The 18,777-nt window shown below is 61.8% G+C and carries 15 protein-coding genes and 1 pseudogene; 3 read left to right on the forward strand and 13 right to left on the reverse strand.

Annotation, left to right across the window (positions count from 1 at the left end):
* Positions 1–200: 200 nt before the first annotated feature.
* Entirely contained in the window at positions 201–2,837 is a 2,637-nt protein-coding gene (gene ppc, locus JN403_RS24165; RefSeq protein ID WP_205484618.1) for a phosphoenolpyruvate carboxylase, read from the reverse strand.
* Between the two features lie 243 nt (positions 2,838–3,080).
* On the opposite strand from ppc, the gene JN403_RS24170 reads away from it, so the two are divergent.
* The 3 genes from JN403_RS24170 to JN403_RS24180 all read left to right on the forward strand — a co-directional run bounded on the left by JN403_RS24170 (position 3,081) and on the right by JN403_RS24180 (position 4,959).
* The gene (locus JN403_RS24170; RefSeq protein ID WP_122537336.1) at positions 3,081–3,416 is read left to right on the forward strand and encodes a pilin assembly protein; all 336 of its coding nucleotides are present in this window, start codon (positions 3,081–3,083) and stop codon (positions 3,414–3,416) included.
* Positions 3,417–3,702: 286 nt separating this feature from the next.
* Entirely contained in the window at positions 3,703–4,128 is a 426-nt protein-coding gene (locus JN403_RS24175) for a DUF4398 domain-containing protein (RefSeq protein WP_074893253.1), read from the forward strand.
* A gap of 48 nt (positions 4,129–4,176) precedes the next feature.
* The gene (locus tag JN403_RS24180) at positions 4,177–4,959 is read left to right on the forward strand and encodes an OmpA family protein (RefSeq protein ID WP_172610922.1); all 783 of its coding nucleotides are present in this window, start codon (positions 4,177–4,179) and stop codon (positions 4,957–4,959) included.
* Positions 4,960–5,188: 229 nt separating this feature from the next.
* On the opposite strand, the pseudogene JN403_RS24185 reads toward JN403_RS24180, so the two are convergent.
* From JN403_RS24185 to JN403_RS24240, 12 genes and pseudogenes are all read right to left on the reverse strand, one after another.
* A pseudogene (locus JN403_RS24185) lies at positions 5,189–6,102 on the reverse strand (alpha/beta hydrolase).
* Positions 6,103–6,129: 27 nt separating this feature from the next.
* Positions 6,130–7,407 carry a flavohemoglobin expression-modulating QEGLA motif protein gene (locus JN403_RS24190; RefSeq protein ID WP_122535091.1) on the reverse strand — a complete coding sequence of 426 codons (1,278 nt, stop codon included), beginning with the start codon at positions 7,405–7,407 and terminating at the stop codon, positions 6,130–6,132.
* 26 nt (positions 7,408–7,433) lie between these two features.
* The gene (locus JN403_RS24195; RefSeq protein ID WP_122535090.1) at positions 7,434–7,991 is read right to left on the reverse strand and encodes a cache domain-containing protein; all 558 of its coding nucleotides are present in this window, start codon (positions 7,989–7,991) and stop codon (positions 7,434–7,436) included.
* A gap of 18 nt (positions 7,992–8,009) precedes the next feature.
* Positions 8,010–8,741, reverse strand: coding sequence for a TetR family transcriptional regulator (locus JN403_RS24200; protein ID WP_122623438.1), 732 nt, complete (start codon positions 8,739–8,741; stop codon positions 8,010–8,012).
* A 214-nt stretch (positions 8,742–8,955) separates the two neighbouring features.
* Positions 8,956–10,458, reverse strand: coding sequence for a lysine--tRNA ligase (gene lysS / locus JN403_RS24205; RefSeq protein WP_122535100.1), 1,503 nt, complete (start codon positions 10,456–10,458; stop codon positions 8,956–8,958).
* 114 nt (positions 10,459–10,572) lie between these two features.
* Positions 10,573–11,668 (reverse strand): peptide chain release factor 2 gene (gene prfB, locus JN403_RS24210; RefSeq protein WP_108120905.1). Its coding sequence is split into 2 segments (ribosomal slippage): positions 10,573–11,595 and positions 11,597–11,668, totalling 1,095 coding nucleotides; the frame shifts between segments, so codons are not numbered across the junction.
* A 160-nt stretch (positions 11,669–11,828) separates the two neighbouring features.
* A complete protein-coding gene (locus JN403_RS24215) occupies positions 11,829–12,833 on the reverse strand; it encodes a PleD family two-component system response regulator (protein ID WP_122535088.1) in 1,005 nt (334 codons plus the stop codon).
* A 45-nt stretch (positions 12,834–12,878) separates the two neighbouring features.
* Positions 12,879–13,889, reverse strand: a complete 1,011-nt coding sequence (locus JN403_RS24220; RefSeq protein ID WP_205484620.1) for a chemotaxis response regulator protein-glutamate methylesterase — start codon at positions 13,887–13,889, stop codon at positions 12,879–12,881.
* Positions 13,886–16,222 carry a hybrid sensor histidine kinase/response regulator gene (locus tag JN403_RS24225; protein ID WP_205484622.1) on the reverse strand — a complete coding sequence of 779 codons (2,337 nt, stop codon included), beginning with the start codon at positions 16,220–16,222 and terminating at the stop codon, positions 13,886–13,888. Before JN403_RS24225 ends, JN403_RS24220 begins: the two co-directional genes overlap by 4 nt.
* Positions 16,219–16,902 carry a chemotaxis protein CheW gene (locus JN403_RS24230; RefSeq protein WP_122535085.1) on the reverse strand — a complete coding sequence of 228 codons (684 nt, stop codon included), beginning with the start codon at positions 16,900–16,902 and terminating at the stop codon, positions 16,219–16,221. Before JN403_RS24230 ends, JN403_RS24225 begins: the two co-directional genes overlap by 4 nt.
* Positions 16,899–18,239 (reverse strand): protein-glutamate O-methyltransferase CheR, encoded by a 1,341-nt coding sequence (locus tag JN403_RS24235; protein WP_205484624.1) that lies wholly within the window; start codon positions 18,237–18,239, stop codon positions 16,899–16,901. Before JN403_RS24235 ends, JN403_RS24230 begins: the two co-directional genes overlap by 4 nt.
* On the reverse strand, positions 18,236–18,772 hold the full coding sequence (locus JN403_RS24240) for a chemotaxis protein CheW (RefSeq protein WP_122623435.1): 537 nt from the start codon (positions 18,770–18,772) through the stop codon (positions 18,236–18,238). Before JN403_RS24240 ends, JN403_RS24235 begins: the two co-directional genes overlap by 4 nt.
* Positions 18,773–18,777: the final 5 nt, after the last annotated feature.

Below are 18,777 nucleotides of genomic sequence, written 5' to 3' on the forward strand. Positions count from 1 at the left end.
AAAGGCTGATCAAGATACACAGCCGATTCATGCCGCACAAGACGCCGAAAGTCGCAGTAACCCGCGAAAAACCAGTAGCTTGGCATCGATCGGCGCAAGGGTGGGACGACGTGCAACTCGGTAAGGCTGCACTGCTCGCAACGCGTCCGGCGCGCCCGAATCAACACCCTCGTCCTGATTCGGTCGCGCGCGCTGCCCCGTCAGCCGGTGTTGCGTAATCCGGCGGCAATGCCTGCGACAGACACCAGCAGCGCCTGCACCAGCGGACTGTCCAGACTCGCTTCCTGCTGACGGGAGCGTGCCAGCAACTCCGCCTGCAATAAATGAAGCGGGTCGAGGTAGGTGTTGCGCAGACTGATGAACTTCAGCGTTTCAGGGCTGTGGGCCAACAGCCGAGACTGACCCGTGAGGCCAAGAACCACGTCACACGCCTGCGACAATAGGCCGCGCAAATGCGTCCCCAAATGCAGCAGTTTCGGCTCCACCAGACGTTCGTCGTAGAGCTGGGCGATATCGCTGTCGGCCTTGGCCAGCACCATTTCCAGCATGTCGATGCGGGTGCGGAAGAACGGCCATTGTTCACGCATCTCGGCGAGCAGATCGCCCTGACCGCGCTCCAGCGCCTTGCTCAACGCGTTTTCCCAGCCCAGCCAGGCGGGCAGCATGAGGCGCGTCTGGGTCCAGGCGAAAATCCACGGAATCGCGCGCAGGCTTTCCACCCCGCCCTCGCGGCGCTTGGCCGGACGGCTGCCCAATGGCAAGCGTCCCAGTTCCTGTTCCGGCGTGGCCTGGCGGAAGTATTCGACGAACTCCGGGTCTTCCCGCACCACGGCACGGTAGGCCTTCACGCCATCTGCCGCCAGTTCGTCCATCACTTGGCGCCAGGCCGGTTGCGGCATCGGCGGCGGTTGCAGCGTGGCCTCCAGGACCGCGGCCAGATAGAGGTTGAGGTTCTGCTCGGCGATGTCCGGCAGGCCGAACTTGAAGCGGATCATCTCGCCCTGTTCGGTGGTGCGGAAACGCCCCGCCACCGAGCCGGGCGGCTGCGACAGAATCGCTGCGTGGGCAGGGCCGCCGCCTCGACCGACCGTACCGCCGCGACCGTGGAACAGTAGCAGCTCAACCTCTTGCGCGCGGCAGATCTCAACCAGTTTTTCCTGCGCCCGGTACTGCGCCCAGGCCGCGGCGGTGGTGCCGGCGTCCTTGGCCGAATCCGAGTAACCGATCATGACCTCCTGCGGACCTTCCAGGCTTCGGCGGTAGGCCGGAATGCTCAACAGCTGCTCAATCACCGGGCCGGCGTTGTCCAGGTCGGCGAGTGTTTCGAACAGCGGCACGACGCGCATGGCGCGCTGCAGCCCGGCTTCCTTCAATAACAGTTGAACGGTGAGCACATCGGAGGCCGCGCCGGCCATGGAAATAACATACGACCCCAGCGACGCCGCCGGCGCAGCCGCTACTTCACGGCAGGTCGCCAACACTTCGGCGGTGTCCGCTTCAGGGCTGAAATGTGCGGGCAGCAGCGGGCGCTTGTTGTCCAGTTCTCGCAGCAGGAAGTCGATGCGGGTCGGCTCATCCCACGCGTCATAGCGGCCGAGCCCGAGGTATTCGGTGATCTCGCTCATGGCCGAGCTGTGCCGCGTGGAATCCTGGCGCACGTCGAGCTTCACCAGGAACAGGCCGAAGGTCACCGCGCGGCGCAAACAGTCGAGCAGCGGGCCATCAGCGATCACCCCCATGCCGCATTCATGCAGTGAGTCGAAACACAGTTGCAGCGGCTCGAGCAGCTCGCGGTTGTCGTGCAAGACGTCTTCCGGTGCGACCTGGGTGACACTCAATGAGGCGTGGGCCCAGTTGCGCGTGGCCCGAAGCCGCTCGCGCAGCTGTTTCAGAACACTGCGGTAAGGTTCGGCGCTGTCGCCCGCCGCTTCCATCAGCGCAGGGCTGGCTTGCTGCATCGACAACTCGGCGGCCAGCTGATCGACGTCGCGCAGGTACAAATCGGCGGCCATCCAGCGCGCCAGTAGCAATACTTCACGGGTGACAGCGGCGGTCACATTGGGGTTACCGTCGCGGTCACCACCCATCCAGGAAGCGAAGCGGATCGGCGCCGATTCCAACGGCAAGTGCAGGCCAGTCGCGGCGTGCAGCGCCTGATCGGCCTTGCGCAGGTAGTTGGGAATCGCTTGCCACAGGGAATTCTCAATGACCGCAAACCCCCACTTCGCCTCGTCGACAGGTGTAGGGCGAACGCGGCGGATTTCTTCGGTGTGCCACGCCTCCGCAATGAGTCGCTGCAAGCGCTCGGTGATCTGCTCACGCTCGTGGCGATTCAAATCGCGATGATCAAGGGCGGCCAGTTGCGCAGCGATGGCATCGTACTTCTGAATCAGCGTGCGTCGCGCGACTTCGGTGGGGTGCGCGGTGAGCACCAGCTCGATTTCCAGCGTGGTCAATTGCCGCGCCAGCGCCTCTGGCGTCTGCCCGGCCTGCTTCAGGCGTTCCAGCAGCTCAGGCAGCACGCGGGATTCAAACGGCTGCGGCTTGCTGTCATCGCGACGATGAATCAGCTGATATTGCTCGGCGATGTTCGCCAGATTGAGGAATTGGTTAAACGCACGCGCAACCGGCAGCAACTCATCTTCGCCCAGGCCCTCAAGACTGGAGCTAAGCTGCTCAGTCCCTTGAGTCGACGCGTGCCGGTCTGCCTTCGCGCTTTTACGGATGCGCTCGATCTTCTCGAGGAAATCAGCACCGTGCTGATCACGAATGGTGTTGCCCAACAGCTCACCGAGCAGGTGAACGTCCTCGCGCAATCGTGCATCGATATCAGCCATCCAGCCCTCTCCTTCAGCGTTATTGTTTTACCGGCGAGTCCTTGCAGGGGTCCATTCGCTGCTGCCGAACGGAACGCCCTGCGGGGTTTCGTTTCTATTGGTGTGTATAGAGCGACAAATTGATGTCCCTACGCAACCCTCGACGCACTTAACACCGCCGGGGAAGCCCGTCTCAGTCACGCCTGGCTGTGGCTCGGGCCCACGTCCAACGCCCGCCGTGCTGCGGGCAATGATGAGGTATTCATGAAGATCCGAGAGCTCGCCGAACAGTGGGAACAGAACGCCAAGGGCCGTCTGACCGAGACCGCCTACGCCATTCATTTGGATGTTGAGGCTGCCGCGCGGCTGGCGGCGATCGCCGAGATGTACCCCAAGCGTACGCCCGAGGAGTTGCTCGGCGAGTTGATCGGCGCTGCGCTGGAGGAACTGGAGGCGAGCTTCCCATACGTGCGCGGCCAGCATGTCGTTGCCACCGATGAGGAAGGCAACCCGCTTTACGAAGACGTCGGACCCACGCCTCGGTTCCTCGAACTGTCTCGGCGCCACCTCCAGGAAATCTCCGATAGGGAAGGCTCTTGAGGGCTGCATCTGCGACGTCGGTTTCTGACACGGCAAATCCGCTACGAGCGGCATCGGGCCAGTAATGTCAGGAGCAAAACGACGTCATTTTTTGAGCGTCAATTTTACAACACGTAACAAAAGCTGACCGGAAGTTTAAAAAAATGTCTGAACTATTCAAAAAAGCAGCGGTCCGACCAGTTAGCCATTGCAGTAAAGCCGTCAGATGACAGCGGAAGTGACGCAACACCATCCATCCGCGTGGGCTTCTGCTGAAATGGAACAACCAGTTTTCAGGAGTAAAGAAATGGAGTTGACCACCATGAACACCAGCACTGCCAAACCAACGTTCAATCGCCTGCGCGGGCTGAAGATGGCTGCACTGGCACTGGGCACCAGCGTTCTTCTGGCTGGTTGCGCAGGTAATCCTCCAAGCGAGCAGTACGCCGTGACCCAATCGGCCGTCAATGCCGCTGTCACCGCCGGCGCTACCGAATACGCCGCTGTTGAAATGAAGTCCGCCCAGGACAAGTTCAAGCAAGCCGAACTGGCGATGCAGGAAAAGAAATACGACGAAGCTCGTAAATACGCCGAACAGGCCGAGTGGGATGCACGTGTAGCCGAGCGTAAGGCTCAAGCCGCCAAGGCACAGAAAGCAGTGCAGGACGCTCGTCAAGGCGTCAATGAGTTGCGTGAAGAAGGCATGCGTCAGGTTCAGCCTGTCACTCAGTAACGCTTCGCAATTCAAGCATTGGCCATTGAGTTAAAGGACGAAAATATTATGCGTAAACAAGTACTTATCCCTGCCCTGCTGGCTTTGAGCGTTGGTCTGGCGGCATGCTCGTCGCAACCGAACGTGAACCTGGAACAAGCCCGCACCAACTACTCCGCGCTGCAAAGCAATCCGAAATCCACCGAACTGGCTGCGCTGGAGACCAAAGACGCCAGCGAGTGGCTGGACAAGGCTGACGCTGCGTACCGCAACAATGATGATCAGAAGAAGGTCGATCAGCTGGCGTATCTGACCAACCAGCGCGTTGAGCTGGCCAAGCAGACCATCAACCTGAAGACCGCTGAGAACGATCTGAAAGGCGCTGCGGCCCAGCGTGCCCAGGCGCGTCTGGATGCTCGCGATGCACAGATCAAGGCACTGCAGAACAGCCTGAACGCCAAGCAGACCGAACGCGGTACGCTGGTGACTTTTGGCGATGTACTGTTTGACCTGAACAAGGCTGAGCTCAAGTCGTCCGGCTTGGTCAACGTCAACAAGCTGGCCCAGTTCCTTCAGGAAAACCCTGATCGCAAGGTCATCGTCGAAGGCTACACCGACAGCACCGGTTCCGCTGCTTACAACGACTCGCTGTCCGAGCGCCGCGCCAACTCCGTGCGCATGGCGCTGATCAAGATGGGCGTAGGCCCGGAGCGTATCGTTGCTCAGGGTTACGGCAAGGAATACCCGGTCGCTGACAACGCCAGCGCCTCGGGCCGTGCCATGAACCGTCGTGTGGAAGTCACCATCTCCAACGACAACCAGCCAGTAGCACCGCGCTCTTCCATGAAGTAATGCGGCTGTAGCGGCACATAAAGAGCCCCGCCTGTTGAGAGACAGGCGGGGCTTTTTGTGGCGTTTTCAGACTGCGGGTACTCCAAAATGACGAGCCCTGCGGGAGCGAGCTTGCTCGCGAATAAGCCTGGTCAGGCGCTGAAGAGGCACGCGTATGTGCCAGCCTCTTCGTGAGCAAGCTCACTCCCACAAATTCTGATCGCGCAGACTGTCACTCATGCTGCTCCGCTCACGGTTGAGACGACGACGGCCCCGTCTTGCCGGTTTGAGGATCAGGATAATTCGGAATTTCCCTAACCTGCGCAACCCGTTGAAGTGCTGCGGATCATCCAGGTAGCGAACCATCACCTCGCGCCAGGTGGGGTCGCCGAACGTCTGCACGTGCGGCCCGCGGGTCAGTTGCAGCACGCGCGGCGGCGGTGCGGCCTGATACAGGCTGATGCCGTTGTGCATCGGCACTTGCGTGTCGTCCAGGCTCTGGAACAGCAGCATGGGCGTGCCCTTGAGCTGGGGCATGCCGTTGATGGCGCTGTCGCCGTCAGGAATCACCCATGACAGCGGCCTCTTGAAAGCCCAGGTCAGCCACGAGGTGCCGAGGGTATACCGCGCGACCTCGCGATAGCTCGCCGGCACGCCATCGAGCACCAGCGCCTTGACCCGGGCGCGTTGCTGCGGATGCTCCGACAGGTAGTGCACGGCCAGCGCACCACCGATGCTTTGGCCGAGTACCACCAGTGGTTTGCCCTGTACCTCGGGCGCAGCGTTCAGCCAGTCGAACGCCGCGTCGATGTCCTGATAAATGGCCGGCAGACTTGGCTCGCCTTCGGACCGGCCATAGCCGCGATAGTCCACCAGCAGCACTTGATAACCCTGCTCCGGCAACCACCAGCTGCCCGCCAGATGCCAGGCCATGTTGCCGCCGTTGCCATGCAGGTGCAGCACCGTGCCCTTCACCGGTACGCCAGGCTTGACCGGCAGAAACCACGCATTCAGGCGGGTGCCATCGGCGGCTGTGAGGGTGACATCGCGCCAGGCCAGGTGCGCTTTATCCGGCGTCAATGGCAGACCGCGTTCCGGATAGAACAGCAATCCGCTGCAGCCGCTGAGGGAGATGACCACAAGCAAGGCAAGAAGACGCTTCAAGCGATGTCCTTTAATTTAGGATAGGGGTCACAGAATATTGGAGTAATCCGCTTCGATCCGGTCCAGGCTCAGGTGGTTGAGGAAGTTGGAGAAGCACATCCATGCCGACAGCGCGTTCATGTCGCGGAACTGGTCGGGCAGGTACTTGGGCGGTACAACCAGACCTTCGTCCACCAACTGGCGCAACGTGCGCATGTCCTCCAGCGTGGTCTTGCCGCAGAACAGCAGCGGCACCTGCTCCAGCTTGCCCTTTCTCACGGCCAACTGGATGTAGTTGTAGACCATGATGAAGCCCTTGAGGTAGGAGAGATCCTTGGTGAATGGCAGCCCATTCGGCACAGAGCCGCGGAATACCCGACTGGCGTTGCCGTAGCTTTCCGACATGCCAAAGCCCTGCTCACGATAGAACTCGAACACCTGCAAAAAGTCGGCGCCCTCCTCGGCCATATGGATGGCGCGCGTACGATTGGTCAGCTTGCGCAGGCGGCTCGGGTAGGACGCAAAACCGATGATCTCCATCAGAATCGCCAGGCCTTCCTGGGTCACCGTCGACGAGGGCGGGCCTTTGGACAAGAAGGTGCAGATCGGCTGATTCTGCCCATTGAGCGTAGTGCCGACGTGGACCAGGCCCTCGTGGACTTCGAGCGCCCGCACGTCGCGCTCGTTGAACATGGCGTCGCTGCGAATCTTGATGTAATCGGCGCCAGCCGCAGCGTCGGCCACGATGCCGTCGGATTCGAACACCCGAATCGTCTCTTCGGCTTCACCGAACGTGCGATTGAGCCGAGTCTGCAGCATGGCAACGGCGTCTTTGGCCGTCAGGATTTTCGGCTCGTCCTTGAGGTCACCGCGACCGGCGATGTTGTTCAGGTAATCGGAGAGCATCATGCCGAGGTCGGACAACGTCGGGTCGCCGGCATGGAACGCATCGGACGCCGCGCCGTACAGCTCCTGGGAGATCAGGCCGAAGTCCGGGGTGCCGCGCGCTTCGAGCATGCGGATGACCATCCGGTACTCCTTGCACATGCGGCGCATGATCTGCCCGACCGGGTTGAACTGGCCCAGTTGTCGGGTGATGTCCCGCTCGATGTTCTGGAACTCCAGCTTGACCGCGCCAGAATCAAATCCCAGTGGGCGATTCTCGTAGTACGCGCGATCCACTTCCGGCAGGTGCTTGCCCTTGCCGTCGAGGAAAGTCTTGCGGATGTTGTCATCCCATTTCACGGCATCGAGGACGCGGATCGGCGTCTGCGCCACCACGATACGATCGGACAACGTGCGAATAGTCTGTTGGTATTCGTCCACCCGGTACCCCTTATTGAAACGTTGCGCTATTTGGTCATGCGCTGATATTGAGCTGCTTTGAGAAAGACATCGGAATAGGCCGGATCGTCGAGGTAGGCAAACACCCTGTCCATGGGGCTTGAAATCAGCATGCCGTCGCCCTTCACCGTATCGACCCGCTCGCCGTCGAGCACCTTCTGCTCGACCAACTGCTGAAACCGCTCCAGGTCGAGGTCATAGACCACCAATTCGTCGGCGCCGTTCTCGTTATCCATCAGGTCAAACCCGGCGATGACGTAATTGCCGCCGTATTTGTCAGGCAGCGCAGCGGACACGTACCAGCGGCTGCCGTGGCGCGACACGGTGAAGGCGTACTCGTCACGGTTCTTGCGATCGCCTTTGCGGTAGCTCACTGCTTTGTAGCGGTCGGGGCCGGCGCGGCTGATTTCCAGTTCGAGCGGCTCGCCCCAGGCATTTTTGCTGCTCCAGGTACCGAGCAATTTGGGCGGGGCGGTATTACTGGCCGGAATCGGGTCTTTGAACGTCACCAGGCATCCGCTCAACAGCGCGAACGACAGGGCGAGCAAAACGCTCCAGACTCTCATCGGGTTCTCCTTGAGGTATCAGCCAGCCATCGGCTTGGCGGTGCCCAGTACCAGATGCATCTGGCGAGTAAGAATAGCGAGCATTTCTTCGTCTGCGCCGGGCTGAGGCCCGTTGAGCAGCCCCTGATATTCCATCCGGCAGATGAGCCCCGTCAACACTTGGGCGTCCAGTTGCGGCTGAACCGAGCCCATGACTTCGAGAAACTGGGCGCTGCCCTGCAACAAAATCTGCTGATGGGCGCTCACCAAGGGAGCCAGACGCGGGTTGATCAGCGCTTCGAGCTGGAACGCGTGCTCGGCAATGAGCTGGTCGCGACGGGTCAGCAGTTGATGGCGCACGTACTCCATGGTCATCCGCGCGATCTCATCCGCCAGCCGGGCACGGGCCTCGACGCTGCCGTCATTGCGCGCGACCATCTCGCGCAGCAGCGCTTCGGTATTGGTCCACAGCTTGGCCATGTAGGCCGCACTGCGTTCAACATACTGCGCAAAGGCATCGGTGAGCAGGTCATCGATGTCTTTGAAGTAGTAGGTGGTGGCGGAGAGCGGTACTTGCGCTTCGGCTGCCACCGCGCGATGACGCACAGCCCGGACGCCGTCACGAATGAGGATGCGCATGGCCGCATCAAGAATCTGTTGCCGACGCTGTTCACTTCCCTGTCGACTCGCCTTGCGGCCCTGGTACTGAACACTCTGTGCGACTGCCGTGGCCAGGCCAGCGGCTCCCTTTTGAGCGATCGTGCGGTTCACAACGGGGTTTCCTTTTTCGAGTCATTCACATCACAGCAACGTCAGCTTGCGGCGGTATCTGCGCCGACGTCATCGCGAGCAAGCTCACTCCTACAACCGGCGGCGTGCCCCTGCAGGAGTGAGCTTGCTCTCGATAGCATCTCCAAATGCAGCCGCTCACTCAACGAACAGCCAAAAAAAGCCGCCCTGCTCAGGCGGCTATTTTTTACATCACTTACGCCTGAGGCCGCATGTGCGGGAACAGGATGACGTCACGTATGGACGGCGAATTGGTCAACAGCATGACCAGACGGTCGATGCCGATGCCCTCGCCCGCTGTAGGCGGCATCCCGTATTCCAGCGCCCTGACGAAGTCTGCGTCGTAGTGCATGGCTTCATCGTCGCCGGCGTCCTTGTCCGCGACCTGAGCCATGAAGCGCTCGGCCTGGTCTTCCGCGTCGTTCAACTCGGAATAGGCGTTGGCGATTTCGCGGCCGCCGATGAACAGCTCGAAGCGGTCGGTGACGTTCGGGTTGTCATCGTTGCGACGGGCCAGCGGCGACACTTCGAACGGGTACTGGGTGATGAAGTGCGGCTGCTCCAGCTTGTGCTCGACCAGCTCTTCGAAAATCATCACTTGCAGCTTGCCCAGACCTTCGAAGCCCAGCACCTTGGCGCCGGCTTTCTTGGCGATGGCGCGGGCCTTGTCGATGTCGTTCAGGTCATCGGCGGTCAGCTCGGGGTTGTACTTGAGGATCGAGTCGAACACCGACAGACGCGCAAACGGCTCGCCAAAGTGGAACACCTTGTCGCCGTACGGCACGTCGGTGCTGCCAAGAACCAGCTGGGCCAGTTCGCGGAACAGTTCCTCGGTCAGGTCCATGTTGTCTTCGTAATCAGCGTAGGCCTGGTAGAACTCGAGCATGGTGAACTCGGGGTTGTGCCGGGTCGAAACGCCTTCGTTACGGAAATTGCGGTTGATCTCGAACACTTTCTCGAACCCACCGACAACCAGACGCTTGAGGTAAAGCTCCGGCGCGATGCGCAGGAACATTTCCAGGTCCAGCGCGTTGTGGTGAGTCTCGAACGGCTTGGCCGCAGCACCGCCCGGGATGGTCTGCAGCATCGGCGTTTCGACTTCAAGGAAGTCGCGTTGCATCAGGAAGCTGCGGATGTGGGCGATGACTTTCGAGCGAACGCGGAAGGTTTCGCGCACGTCTTCGTTGACGATCAGGTCGACGTAACGCTGGCGATAACGCTGCTCGGTATCCACCAGACCATGGTGCTTGTCGGGCAGCGGACGCAGGGACTTGGTCAGCAGGCGCACGTTGGTCATTTCGACGTACAGATCGCCCTTGCCGGAACGCGCCAGGGTACCTTCGGCCGCAATGATGTCACCCATGTCCCAGGTTTTCACCGAGGCCAGGGTTTCTTCGGGCAGCGTCTTGCGGTTGACGTAGACCTGGATGCGACCGGTCATGTCCTGAATCACCATGAACGAGCCACGGTTAAGCATGATGCGCCCGGCGACCTTGACCGGAATCGCCGCCTCAGCCAGCTCTTCCTTGGTCTTGTCCGCGTATTGTTTCTGCAGGTCGTTGCAGTAGTTTTCGCGACGGAAGTCGTTCGGGAAGGCATTGCCCTTGGCGCGCTCGGCCGCAAGTTTTTCCTTGCGCAGGGCGATCAGGCTGTTTTCTTCCTGTTGCTGGGCTTGCGGGTCGAGTTGTTGGTCGCTCATGTCTTGATTATCCATCACAGGTTCGTGGCCCTTCGTCTGGCCGGGAAGCGCGACAAAGGATCGCGGGCGGCGACGTCATGATGACGCGCCCGACCCGCAACAGTGGTGTGGCGATTACAGGCCCTGTTTGAGGCTCGCGATCAGGTACTCGTCGATGTCGCCATCGAGCACCTTGTCGCAATCGCTGCGTTCGACACTGGTGCGCAGGTCCTTGATGCGCGAGGCATCAAGCACGTACGAGCGGATCTGGTGACCCCAGCCGATGTCCGACTTGGTGTCTTCCAGCGCTTGCGAGGCCGCGTTGCGTTTCTGCACTTCCTGCTCGTACAAGCGCGCCCGCAGCATCTTCATCGCGGTGTCTTTGTTGGCGTGCTGGGAGCGTTCGTTCTGGCAGCTGACCACGGTGTTGGTCGGAACGTGGGTAATCCGGACCGCCGAGTCAGTGGTGTTAACGTGCTGACCACCGGCGCCCGAGGAGCGGTAAGTGTCGATGCGCAGGTCCGACGGGTTGATGTCGATTTCGATGTTGTCATCGATTTCTGGCGACACGAACACGGCCGAGAACGAGGTGTGACGGCGGTTGCCGGAGTCGAACGGGCTCTTGCGGACCAGACGATGGACACCGATTTCGGTGCGCAACCAGCCAAATGCGTACTCGCCCTTGATGTGCACCGTGGCGCCCTTAATACCGGCGACTTCACCGGCCGACAGTTCCATGATGGTCGCGTCGAAGCCGCGCTTGTCGGCCCAGCGCAGGTACATACGCAGAAGGATGTTCGCCCAGTCCTGGGCTTCGGTGCCGCCGGAACCGGCCTGGATGTCCAGGTAGGCGTTGTTCTGGTCCATCTCGCCGCTGAACATGCGACGGAATTCCAGTTTTTCCAGGGCTTCGCGCAGGCGCTCGACTTCAGCGGCAACGTCGTCGACGGCGGCCTGGTCTTCTTCTTCGGCGGACATCAGCAACAGGTCCTTGGCGTCCACCAGGCCGGTGCTCATCTCGTCGAGGGTGTCGACGATCTGCGCCAGCAGCGAACGCTCGCGGCCCAGTTCCTGGGCGTAAGACGGGTTGTTCCAGACGTTTGGATCTTCGAGCTCGCGGTTAACTTCGGTCAGACGATCATGTTTGTGATCGTAGTCAAAGATACCCCCGAATGGTTTCGGAGCGCTCGGACAGGTCCTTGATGCTGTTTAGGATCGGGTTGATTTCCATGGTAGGCAGCACTCGCAGGCGATTTTCACAAAGCCGGCGAGTATAGCGCAGCCAATCCAGCGATGGCAGTCCGTTGGGCGGGGGTGAGCCGTGTTCATTGTCCTTGACGAGTCACCAATCCGGTGACGGCCAGGGAGCGCGGGAGTGTGGATTCCCCGCCCTACCCCACCGCCACCTGATTGCGGCCATTGTGTTTGGCCGCATACAACCCCTGATCCGCACTCTGGATCAGCTGGCGACTGTGACTGCCCACTTGCGGCACCATAGTGGCCAGGCCAATGCTGACGGTCAGGCTCGAGCCTTGGCTCGGGGCGACGTGGGGGATGTTCATGCCGGCGATGGTCTGGCGCAGCTTTTCCGCCAGCAGGCGTGCGCCACCCGGTGATGTGCTGGGCAGTACCAGCGCAAATTCTTCGCCGCCATACCGCGCAGGCAGGTCGGAGGGACGGCTGGAGTTGGCGCGGATCGCTTTGGCGACCTGACGCAACGCCTCGTCACCTTCGAGATGGCCGAAGGCGTCGTTGTAGGCCTTGAAGTAATCCACGTCGATCATCAGCAGCGAGATCTGCGTCTGCTCACGGGTGGAACGGCGCCATTCCAGTTCCAGGTATTCGTCAAAGTGTCGGCGATTGGACAGGCCGGTCAAGCCGTCTGAGTTCATCAGGCGTTGCAGCACCAGATTGGTGTCGAGCAGCTGTTGCTGGCTGACGCGCAACGCACGATAGGCTTCGTCGCGTTGCAGCAGCGTCATGTACGAGCGCGAGTGGTAGCGAATTCGCGCGACCAGTTCGATGTTGTCCGGCAATTTGACCAGGTAATCGTTGGCGCCGGCGGCAAAGGCGGCGCTCTTGATCAGCGGGTCTTCCTTGGTCGAGAGCACGATGATCGGGATGTCACGGGTCTTCGGGTTGTTGCGGTATTCACGCACCAGCGTCAGGCCGTCCAGGCCGGGCATCACCAGGTCCTGAAGAATCACGGTAGGTTTGATGAGAATGGCTTGCGCGATCGCTTGATGTGGGTCCGCGCAGAAGTGAAAGTCGATATTGTCTTCGTGAGCCAGCCCGCGTCGGACGGCCTCGCCGATCATGGCCTGATCGTCGACGAGCAACACCATGGCAGCGTTTTCATCCGTGGCGTTCAGATCGTCCAGTTGCAAATCATGCATGCGGGGTCTCCTGGTCACAGGCGGGCTGTGAGATCACCTGGAAATTCATTGGGTGAATACCTCCTTCAAGCGAGGTGCGATCGAGTCCAGTGAGCGAATTTCCATGGCGGCGTCGATCGCCGCAGCCGCTTTGGGCATGCCGTATACCGCGCAGCTCGCCTGATCCTGAGCGATGGTGAGGAAGCCCCGCTGACGCATCAGTTTGAGCCCCTGCGCACCATCACGGCCCATGCCGGTCAACAAAACACCCACTGCATCACCATTCCAATAGCTGGCCACACTTTCGAAAAACACGTCGATGGACGGCCTGTAAATTTCGTTAACCGGCTCTGCGGTATACGCCAGTGTGCCGTTCCTGAGCAGACGAATATGATGGTTGGTGCCTGCGAGCAGCACCGTGCCCACTTGCGGCGGCTCGCCATCGCGCGCCAGCCTGACTTCCAGCCCCGAAGCGCTGCTCAGCCATTGCGCCATCCCCTCGGCAAACACCTGATCCACGTGCTGCACCAGCACGATCGCTGCCGGGAAATCCGCAGGCAGCGCTTTAAGCAGTATTTCCAGCGCGGCGGGCCCGCCGGCCGATGAGCCGATCGCGATCAACCGCTGACGCTGTGCCGACTCGCGCACCGGTGGCGGCGCGGGGCGGACCCGCGTGTCCCGCTCGCCAATGAGCCAGCCTATATTAAGGATCTTGCGCAACAAAGGCGCGGCTGCATCCTTGGGATTGCCAGCCCCCAGCGCGGGCGTGTCGACCACGTCCAGCGCGCCATGCCCCATGGCTTCGAACACCCGATGCACATTCTGCTCGCGGTCCACGGTGACAATGACGATGGCGCACGGCGTCGCCGCCATGATACGTCGAGTCGCCTCCACACCGTCCATCACCGGCATGATCAGGTCCATCAATATCAGGTCAGGCGTCAGCTGGGCGCAACGCTCCACCGCCTCGGCGCCGTTGCTGGCCACCCAGACGATCTGGTGCGCCGGCTCGAAGGCCAGCGCGCGGCGCAACGCCTCCACCGCCATGGCCATGTCGTTGACGATGGCAATCTTCATCCCTGCGCATCTCCTATCAACTCAACGACTGCATCGAGCAGCGCATCGTCATGGAAACTGGCCTTGGCCAGATAATAATCGGCACCGGCGTCCAGGCCGCGACGGCGGTCTTCTTCACGGTCCTTGTACGACACCACCATCACCGGCAGCGATTGCAGGCGGCTGTCGCGACGCACCAGCGTCACCAGCTCGATACCGTCCATGCGCGGCATGTCGATGTCGGTGATGAGCAAGTCGAAATCCTCACCGCGCAGGGCGTTCCAGCCGTCCATGCCATCCACGGCCACCGCCACTTCATAGCCACGACTGAGCAACAATTTGCGCTCCAGTTCGCGCACCGTCAGCGAGTCGTCGACCACCAGCACGCGCTTGCGCACCCGGGTGTCGGCCTGACGACTGCGCCGATCAATGCGTTCCAGGCGCCCGGTGTTGAGGAGTTTCTCCACCGATCGCAGCATGTCTTCGACGTCGATGATCAACACCGCCGAGCCGTCGTCAAGCAAAGCGCCGGCGGAGATGTCCTGAACCTTGCCCAGGCGCGGATCCAGCGGCAGAACCACCAGCGTGCGTTCGCCGATGAAGCGTTCCACAGCGACGCCATACACGGCATCGCGCTCGCGAATCACCACCACTTTGAGCACGTCTTCACTGTGCTGGCTGGCAGGACGGTTAAGCAACTGAGTGGCCGCAACCAGCCCGACATGCCGCTCCTCGTGCCAAAAATGCTGACGGCCTTCCAGTTGCACGATTTCGTCGGCACGCACGTCCCGCATGCGCTCGATGTGCGCCAGCGGAAAGGCATACGCTTCGCCGCCGACGTCCACCACCAGGCTGCGCACCACCGACAAGGTCAGCGGCACTTCCAGATGGAAACGGCTGCCCTGCCCGGCGCGCTGATCCATTTCAACGCCGCCACGCAGTTGCCGAATCATGTGCTGAACCGCGTCCAGGCCAACCCCTCGTCCGGACACTTCGGTGACTTTGTCGCGCATGCTGAAACCGGGCAGGAACAGGAAGCTCAGCAATTCTTCTTCGCTCAACTGCGCGGCGGTTTCGGCGGGCGAAAGTTTGCGCTCGATGATGCTCAGGCGCAGGCGTTCGAGGTCTACTCCGGCGCCGTCATCAATCAGCTCGACCACCAGCAGCCCGGCCTGGTGCGAGGCCTTCAGTTGAATCAGCCCCTCGGCCGGCTTGCCGCAGGCCAGACGCTGTGCCGGCAGTTCGATGCCGTGGTCGACGGCGTTGCGCAGCAGATGGGTCAAGGGCGCTTCAAGTTTTTCCAGCACGTCGCGGTCGACCTGGGTTTTCTCGCCGTCGATTTCCAGGCGCACCTGCTTGCCCAGCGAACGGCCCAGATCACGGACCATGCGCGCCTGCCCCGCCAGCACATCGGCAAACGGGCGCATGCGGCAGGCCAGCGCGGTGTCATAGAGCAGTTGCGCGCGTTGCGACGCCTGCCAGCCGAACTCGTCGAGGTCAGCCGTCTGTTGAATCAGCAAATGCTGCGCTTCGCCGAGCAGACGCCGCGCTTCGTCCAGCGCCTTCTGCGCGTCGGGATCGGTGTTGGCGCCGAGCAAGGCTTCAAGACTGTCCAGCGCCCTTGTTGCGCCGGTCTGGGTGCGTTTGACCCGCTGCATTGCGGCCAGATACGGCTTCAGGCGCTGGGTCTCGACCAGCGACTTGCTCGACAGGTCCAGCAGGTTGTTCAAACGTTCGGCAGTGACGCGCAGGACCCGCTCGCCGGTTTCGGCAACGCGTCGCTCGCCGGGGCCATCCGCTTTGAGCGCCGGGTCCGGCGCGGGTTCGACAACGGAGGCTGCCAGCTCTTCGGCCGCCGAATCCTGCGCAGATTGAAGCGAGGTGACCAGCGACTGCGCGTTGGCGAGCAGGATGTCCTCAAGCGAAGGCAGCGCGGCGGGCACCAGCATGGCTTTCATGGCCGGATCGTCGCTGACCATGTTGTTCATCAGCGCCACGTAACCGTCCACATCCGCCTGGGGCACGCTGGCGCCGGGCGTGGCGATGCGCATCAGCAAATCGGTGCCCATCAGCAAGGCGTCGATGTGCTCGGGCAGCAGGTGCAATCGCCCTTCCTGAGCGCTGACCAGGCAATCTTCCATGACGTGGGAGACGCTGACACCGGCGTTGACCCCGACAATCCGCGCCGCGCCTTTCAGCGAATGGGCCGCGCGCATGCACGCCTCCAGGTGATCGGCCTGGGTCGGGTTGCGCTCAAGGGCCAACAGGCCGGCGCTCAACACCTGGGTCTGAGCTTCAGCCTCCAGGGTGAAGAGTTCGAACAGCGACGCGTCGCGCATTTGATCGGGCGTCATGTCAGGCTCCGGTTCACGGCCGACAACAGCTGGTCTTCATCGAGCAGGCGCAAGCTGCGGTTTTTCCATTGCACGACGCCTCGGGTAAAGCGCGCGTTGCTGTTCTGCGCCGACGCCGAGGCCGTATCCAGCAGGCGCGCTTCGATGGCATGAATGCCGTCGACCTCATCCACTGGCACCACCACCGGGCCGCCGTCTGCCGAAACGATCAGCATGCGCGGCAATGTTCGGGCATCACCCACCGGCGCAACCGACGGGTCCAGCCCGAGCAACTCGACGAATGACAGACAGGCCACCAGCGCGCCGCGCACATTGGCAACGCCCAGCAGGGCACGGGATCGCTGGTGCGGAAGGGAATGAATGGCTTGCACCGGCGATACTTCCACCAGACACCGCGTCGGCAGACCGAGCCACTCTTCGCCGAGACGGAACACCACCGTCGAGCGGGTCTGGACGTCAGCGGCAAGCGCATCGCTGTGCACAGACACACGCTGCTCCTGGGCCAGGGAGTAACGGTCGAGCAAGCGCGTTGCCGCGGCTGAATACACCGAGCAGTTGCGGCAATGAATGTGATCGGCAAGCAGCGGGCAGGACCGGTCGCCATGGATGCCGATGCGATTCCAGCAGTCGTCGATCGCCGCGGCGTCGTCGCTGACCAGCTCTGTGTGTACGCGACTCATCCGCTGCGTCCTTCTTTAGTGACACCCCTTGCCGCGCGCTCCTGCAGCCGCCGGGCCCCTGCGCTGTCGCCTTGGGCGGCGAGCAGCGCGGCCAGTTGCGCCAGGGTTTCCGGATGCTGTGGTTGCAGATACAACGCCTTGCGATAAAACCCTTGTGCCGCGCTCGTCTCCCCCGCCACTTCGCTGAGCAGACCCAGCCAGTAGAACACCGGCGCAACGGGTTCGAAGCGCTTGAGGTACTGCTCACCAGCAGCCTTTGCCTCCGTCGTGCGGCCTTCATTGGCGAGGGCTGCGATGCTGCGCAATAACTCGGCAGCTTCGCCGTTGCCAGAACCCGTCGCCGCCACCGCTTTGATGTCGGGTCTGAGCGCAGCCCTGCGTTCTTCGGTCAGCGCAGGATCACTCACTAACCTTCGCGCAAAGGGCTGAGGTTTATGGGCGCCGCGCGACAGGGCCGATGTTGGGTGAGCAGCAGAGGAATCGCTTCGCGACGGCTGCATGGCTGGGGCAGTCACGACACTGTGGGGTTCGGCAATGGCCTCGTCACGCCGACGAAAGGCGAAGGACTGCGCGATGCCAATCGACACCATGCCCATGCGCCCGAGCAGGCTGCCCTCGGCAGGGCCGATAAACAACACGCCGTCTTCGCGGGTCATGCGTTTCAGCGCCTCGAAGCCCTGACGCTGGGTGTCGACGTCGAAGTAAATCAGCAGATTGCGGCAGAACACAAAGTCGTACGCCGATTGCGCCACCGCCATCGCAGGGTCGAGCAGGTTGCCTGATTGAAAGCGGACCTGATCCCGCACCCGCTCCTCCAGGCGATAGCCCTCCTCGACCGCGCTGAAAAAACGTTCCCGAAAACCCAGTTGATCGCCGCGGAAGGAGTTCTTGCCATACACGCCCTGGCGCGCGCGCTGGATCGAAAGCGGGCTGATGTCCACTGCCTCGACGCTGAACTGCGGCCCTCGAAGACCGGCGTCGAACAACGCCATGGCGATGGAATAAGGTTCCTCGCCGGTGGAGCACGGCAAGCTGAGAATGCGCAGCGGGCGTACGCCATTGAGCTGCGCCAGTCGGGCATTGGCCAGCTTGCCGAGGGTGACGAACGATTCCGGATAACGGAAAAACCACGTTTCGGGGACGATCACCGCTTCGATCAGCGCCTGTTGTTCGTCCGCCGAACCCAGCAGCATGTGCCAGTAGTCGTCGTGGTCACGCGCCTTGGACAGCGTGCAGCGCTGACGCACGGCGCGCTCGATGATCGCCTCGCCCACCGACGCGACGTCGAGCCCGATGCGGTCTTTGAGAAAGGCGAAGAAACGCGCGTCGCTGCTCATGGCGCGGCCTCGAAGGCATCGAGACTCATGGGCTGCTCGGGAAACAACAGCTCGCGCACGGCGTCGCTGAGTAAGTCCTCAACGCGTATCCATTGCAGCAGGCCTTGTTCGTCTTCGCGCACCGGGCCCAGATACGGCGCTTGTGAGTTGTCCAGGCCGTAGGCCTTGAATTCATGGGGCGAGCAGCGCAGCGTGTCGGTCGCCTGTTCGAGGATCAAACCCAGTTCCCGCGCCGGACGATCACCGCCAAGGCGGTAATGCACCAGCACCAGCCGCGTGCTGGTGCGCAGTTGCGCGGGATGGCCGAAGGTCAGCGCGCTGAGGTCGATGACCGGGACGATGGCGCCACGGTGGGCAAAGACACCGGCGACCCAGTGCGGCGCCTGTGCGATGGGCTTGAGCACCAGCCGCGGCAGCACTTCGGCGACTTCCGTCGCTTGCAGCGCGTAGCGTTCCGCACCGATGCGAAATAGCAGAAACAGCTTGTTCTTCGGCAACACCGCAGCGTTGCGCCTGGCTGAATGCTCGATCATGGCCT

This window comes from Pseudomonas sp. 15A4, assembly GCF_016925575.1.
Lineage (GTDB): Bacteria > Pseudomonadota > Gammaproteobacteria > Pseudomonadales > Pseudomonadaceae > Aquipseudomonas.

Bases quoted from the DNA above. Each gene is read 5' to 3' on its own strand.
- JN403_RS24170 (WP_122537336.1), top strand. From the start codon at position 3,081: ATGAAGATCCGAGAGCTCGCCGAACAGTGGGAACAGAACGCCAAGGGC.
- JN403_RS24180 (WP_172610922.1), top strand. From the start codon at position 4,177: ATGCGTAAACAAGTACTTATCCCTGCCCTGCTGGCTTTGAGCGTTGGT.
- JN403_RS24240 (WP_122623435.1), bottom strand. From the start codon at position 18,772: ATGATCGAGCATTCAGCCAGGCGCAACGCTGCGGTGTTGCCGAAGAAC.
- JN403_RS24235 (WP_205484624.1), bottom strand. From the start codon at position 18,239: ATGAGCAGCGACGCGCGTTTCTTCGCCTTTCTCAAAGACCGCATCGGG.
- JN403_RS24220 (WP_205484620.1), bottom strand. From the start codon at position 13,889: ATGAAGATTGCCATCGTCAACGACATGGCCATGGCGGTGGAGGCGTTG.
- JN403_RS24175 (WP_074893253.1), top strand. From the start codon at position 3,703: ATGGAGTTGACCACCATGAACACCAGCACTGCCAAACCAACGTTCAAT.
- JN403_RS24230 (WP_122535085.1), bottom strand. From the start codon at position 16,902: ATGAGTCGCGTACACACAGAGCTGGTCAGCGACGACGCCGCGGCGATC.
- JN403_RS24215 (WP_122535088.1), bottom strand. From the start codon at position 12,833: ATGCATGATTTGCAACTGGACGATCTGAACGCCACGGATGAAAACGCT.
- ppc (WP_205484618.1), bottom strand. From the start codon at position 2,837: ATGGCTGATATCGATGCACGATTGCGCGAGGACGTTCACCTGCTCGGT.
- lysS (WP_122535100.1), bottom strand. From the start codon at position 10,458: ATGAGCGACCAACAACTCGACCCGCAAGCCCAGCAACAGGAAGAAAAC.
- JN403_RS24225 (WP_205484622.1), bottom strand. From the start codon at position 16,222: ATGACGCCCGATCAAATGCGCGACGCGTCGCTGTTCGAACTCTTCACC.
- JN403_RS24195 (WP_122535090.1), bottom strand. From the start codon at position 7,991: ATGAGAGTCTGGAGCGTTTTGCTCGCCCTGTCGTTCGCGCTGTTGAGC.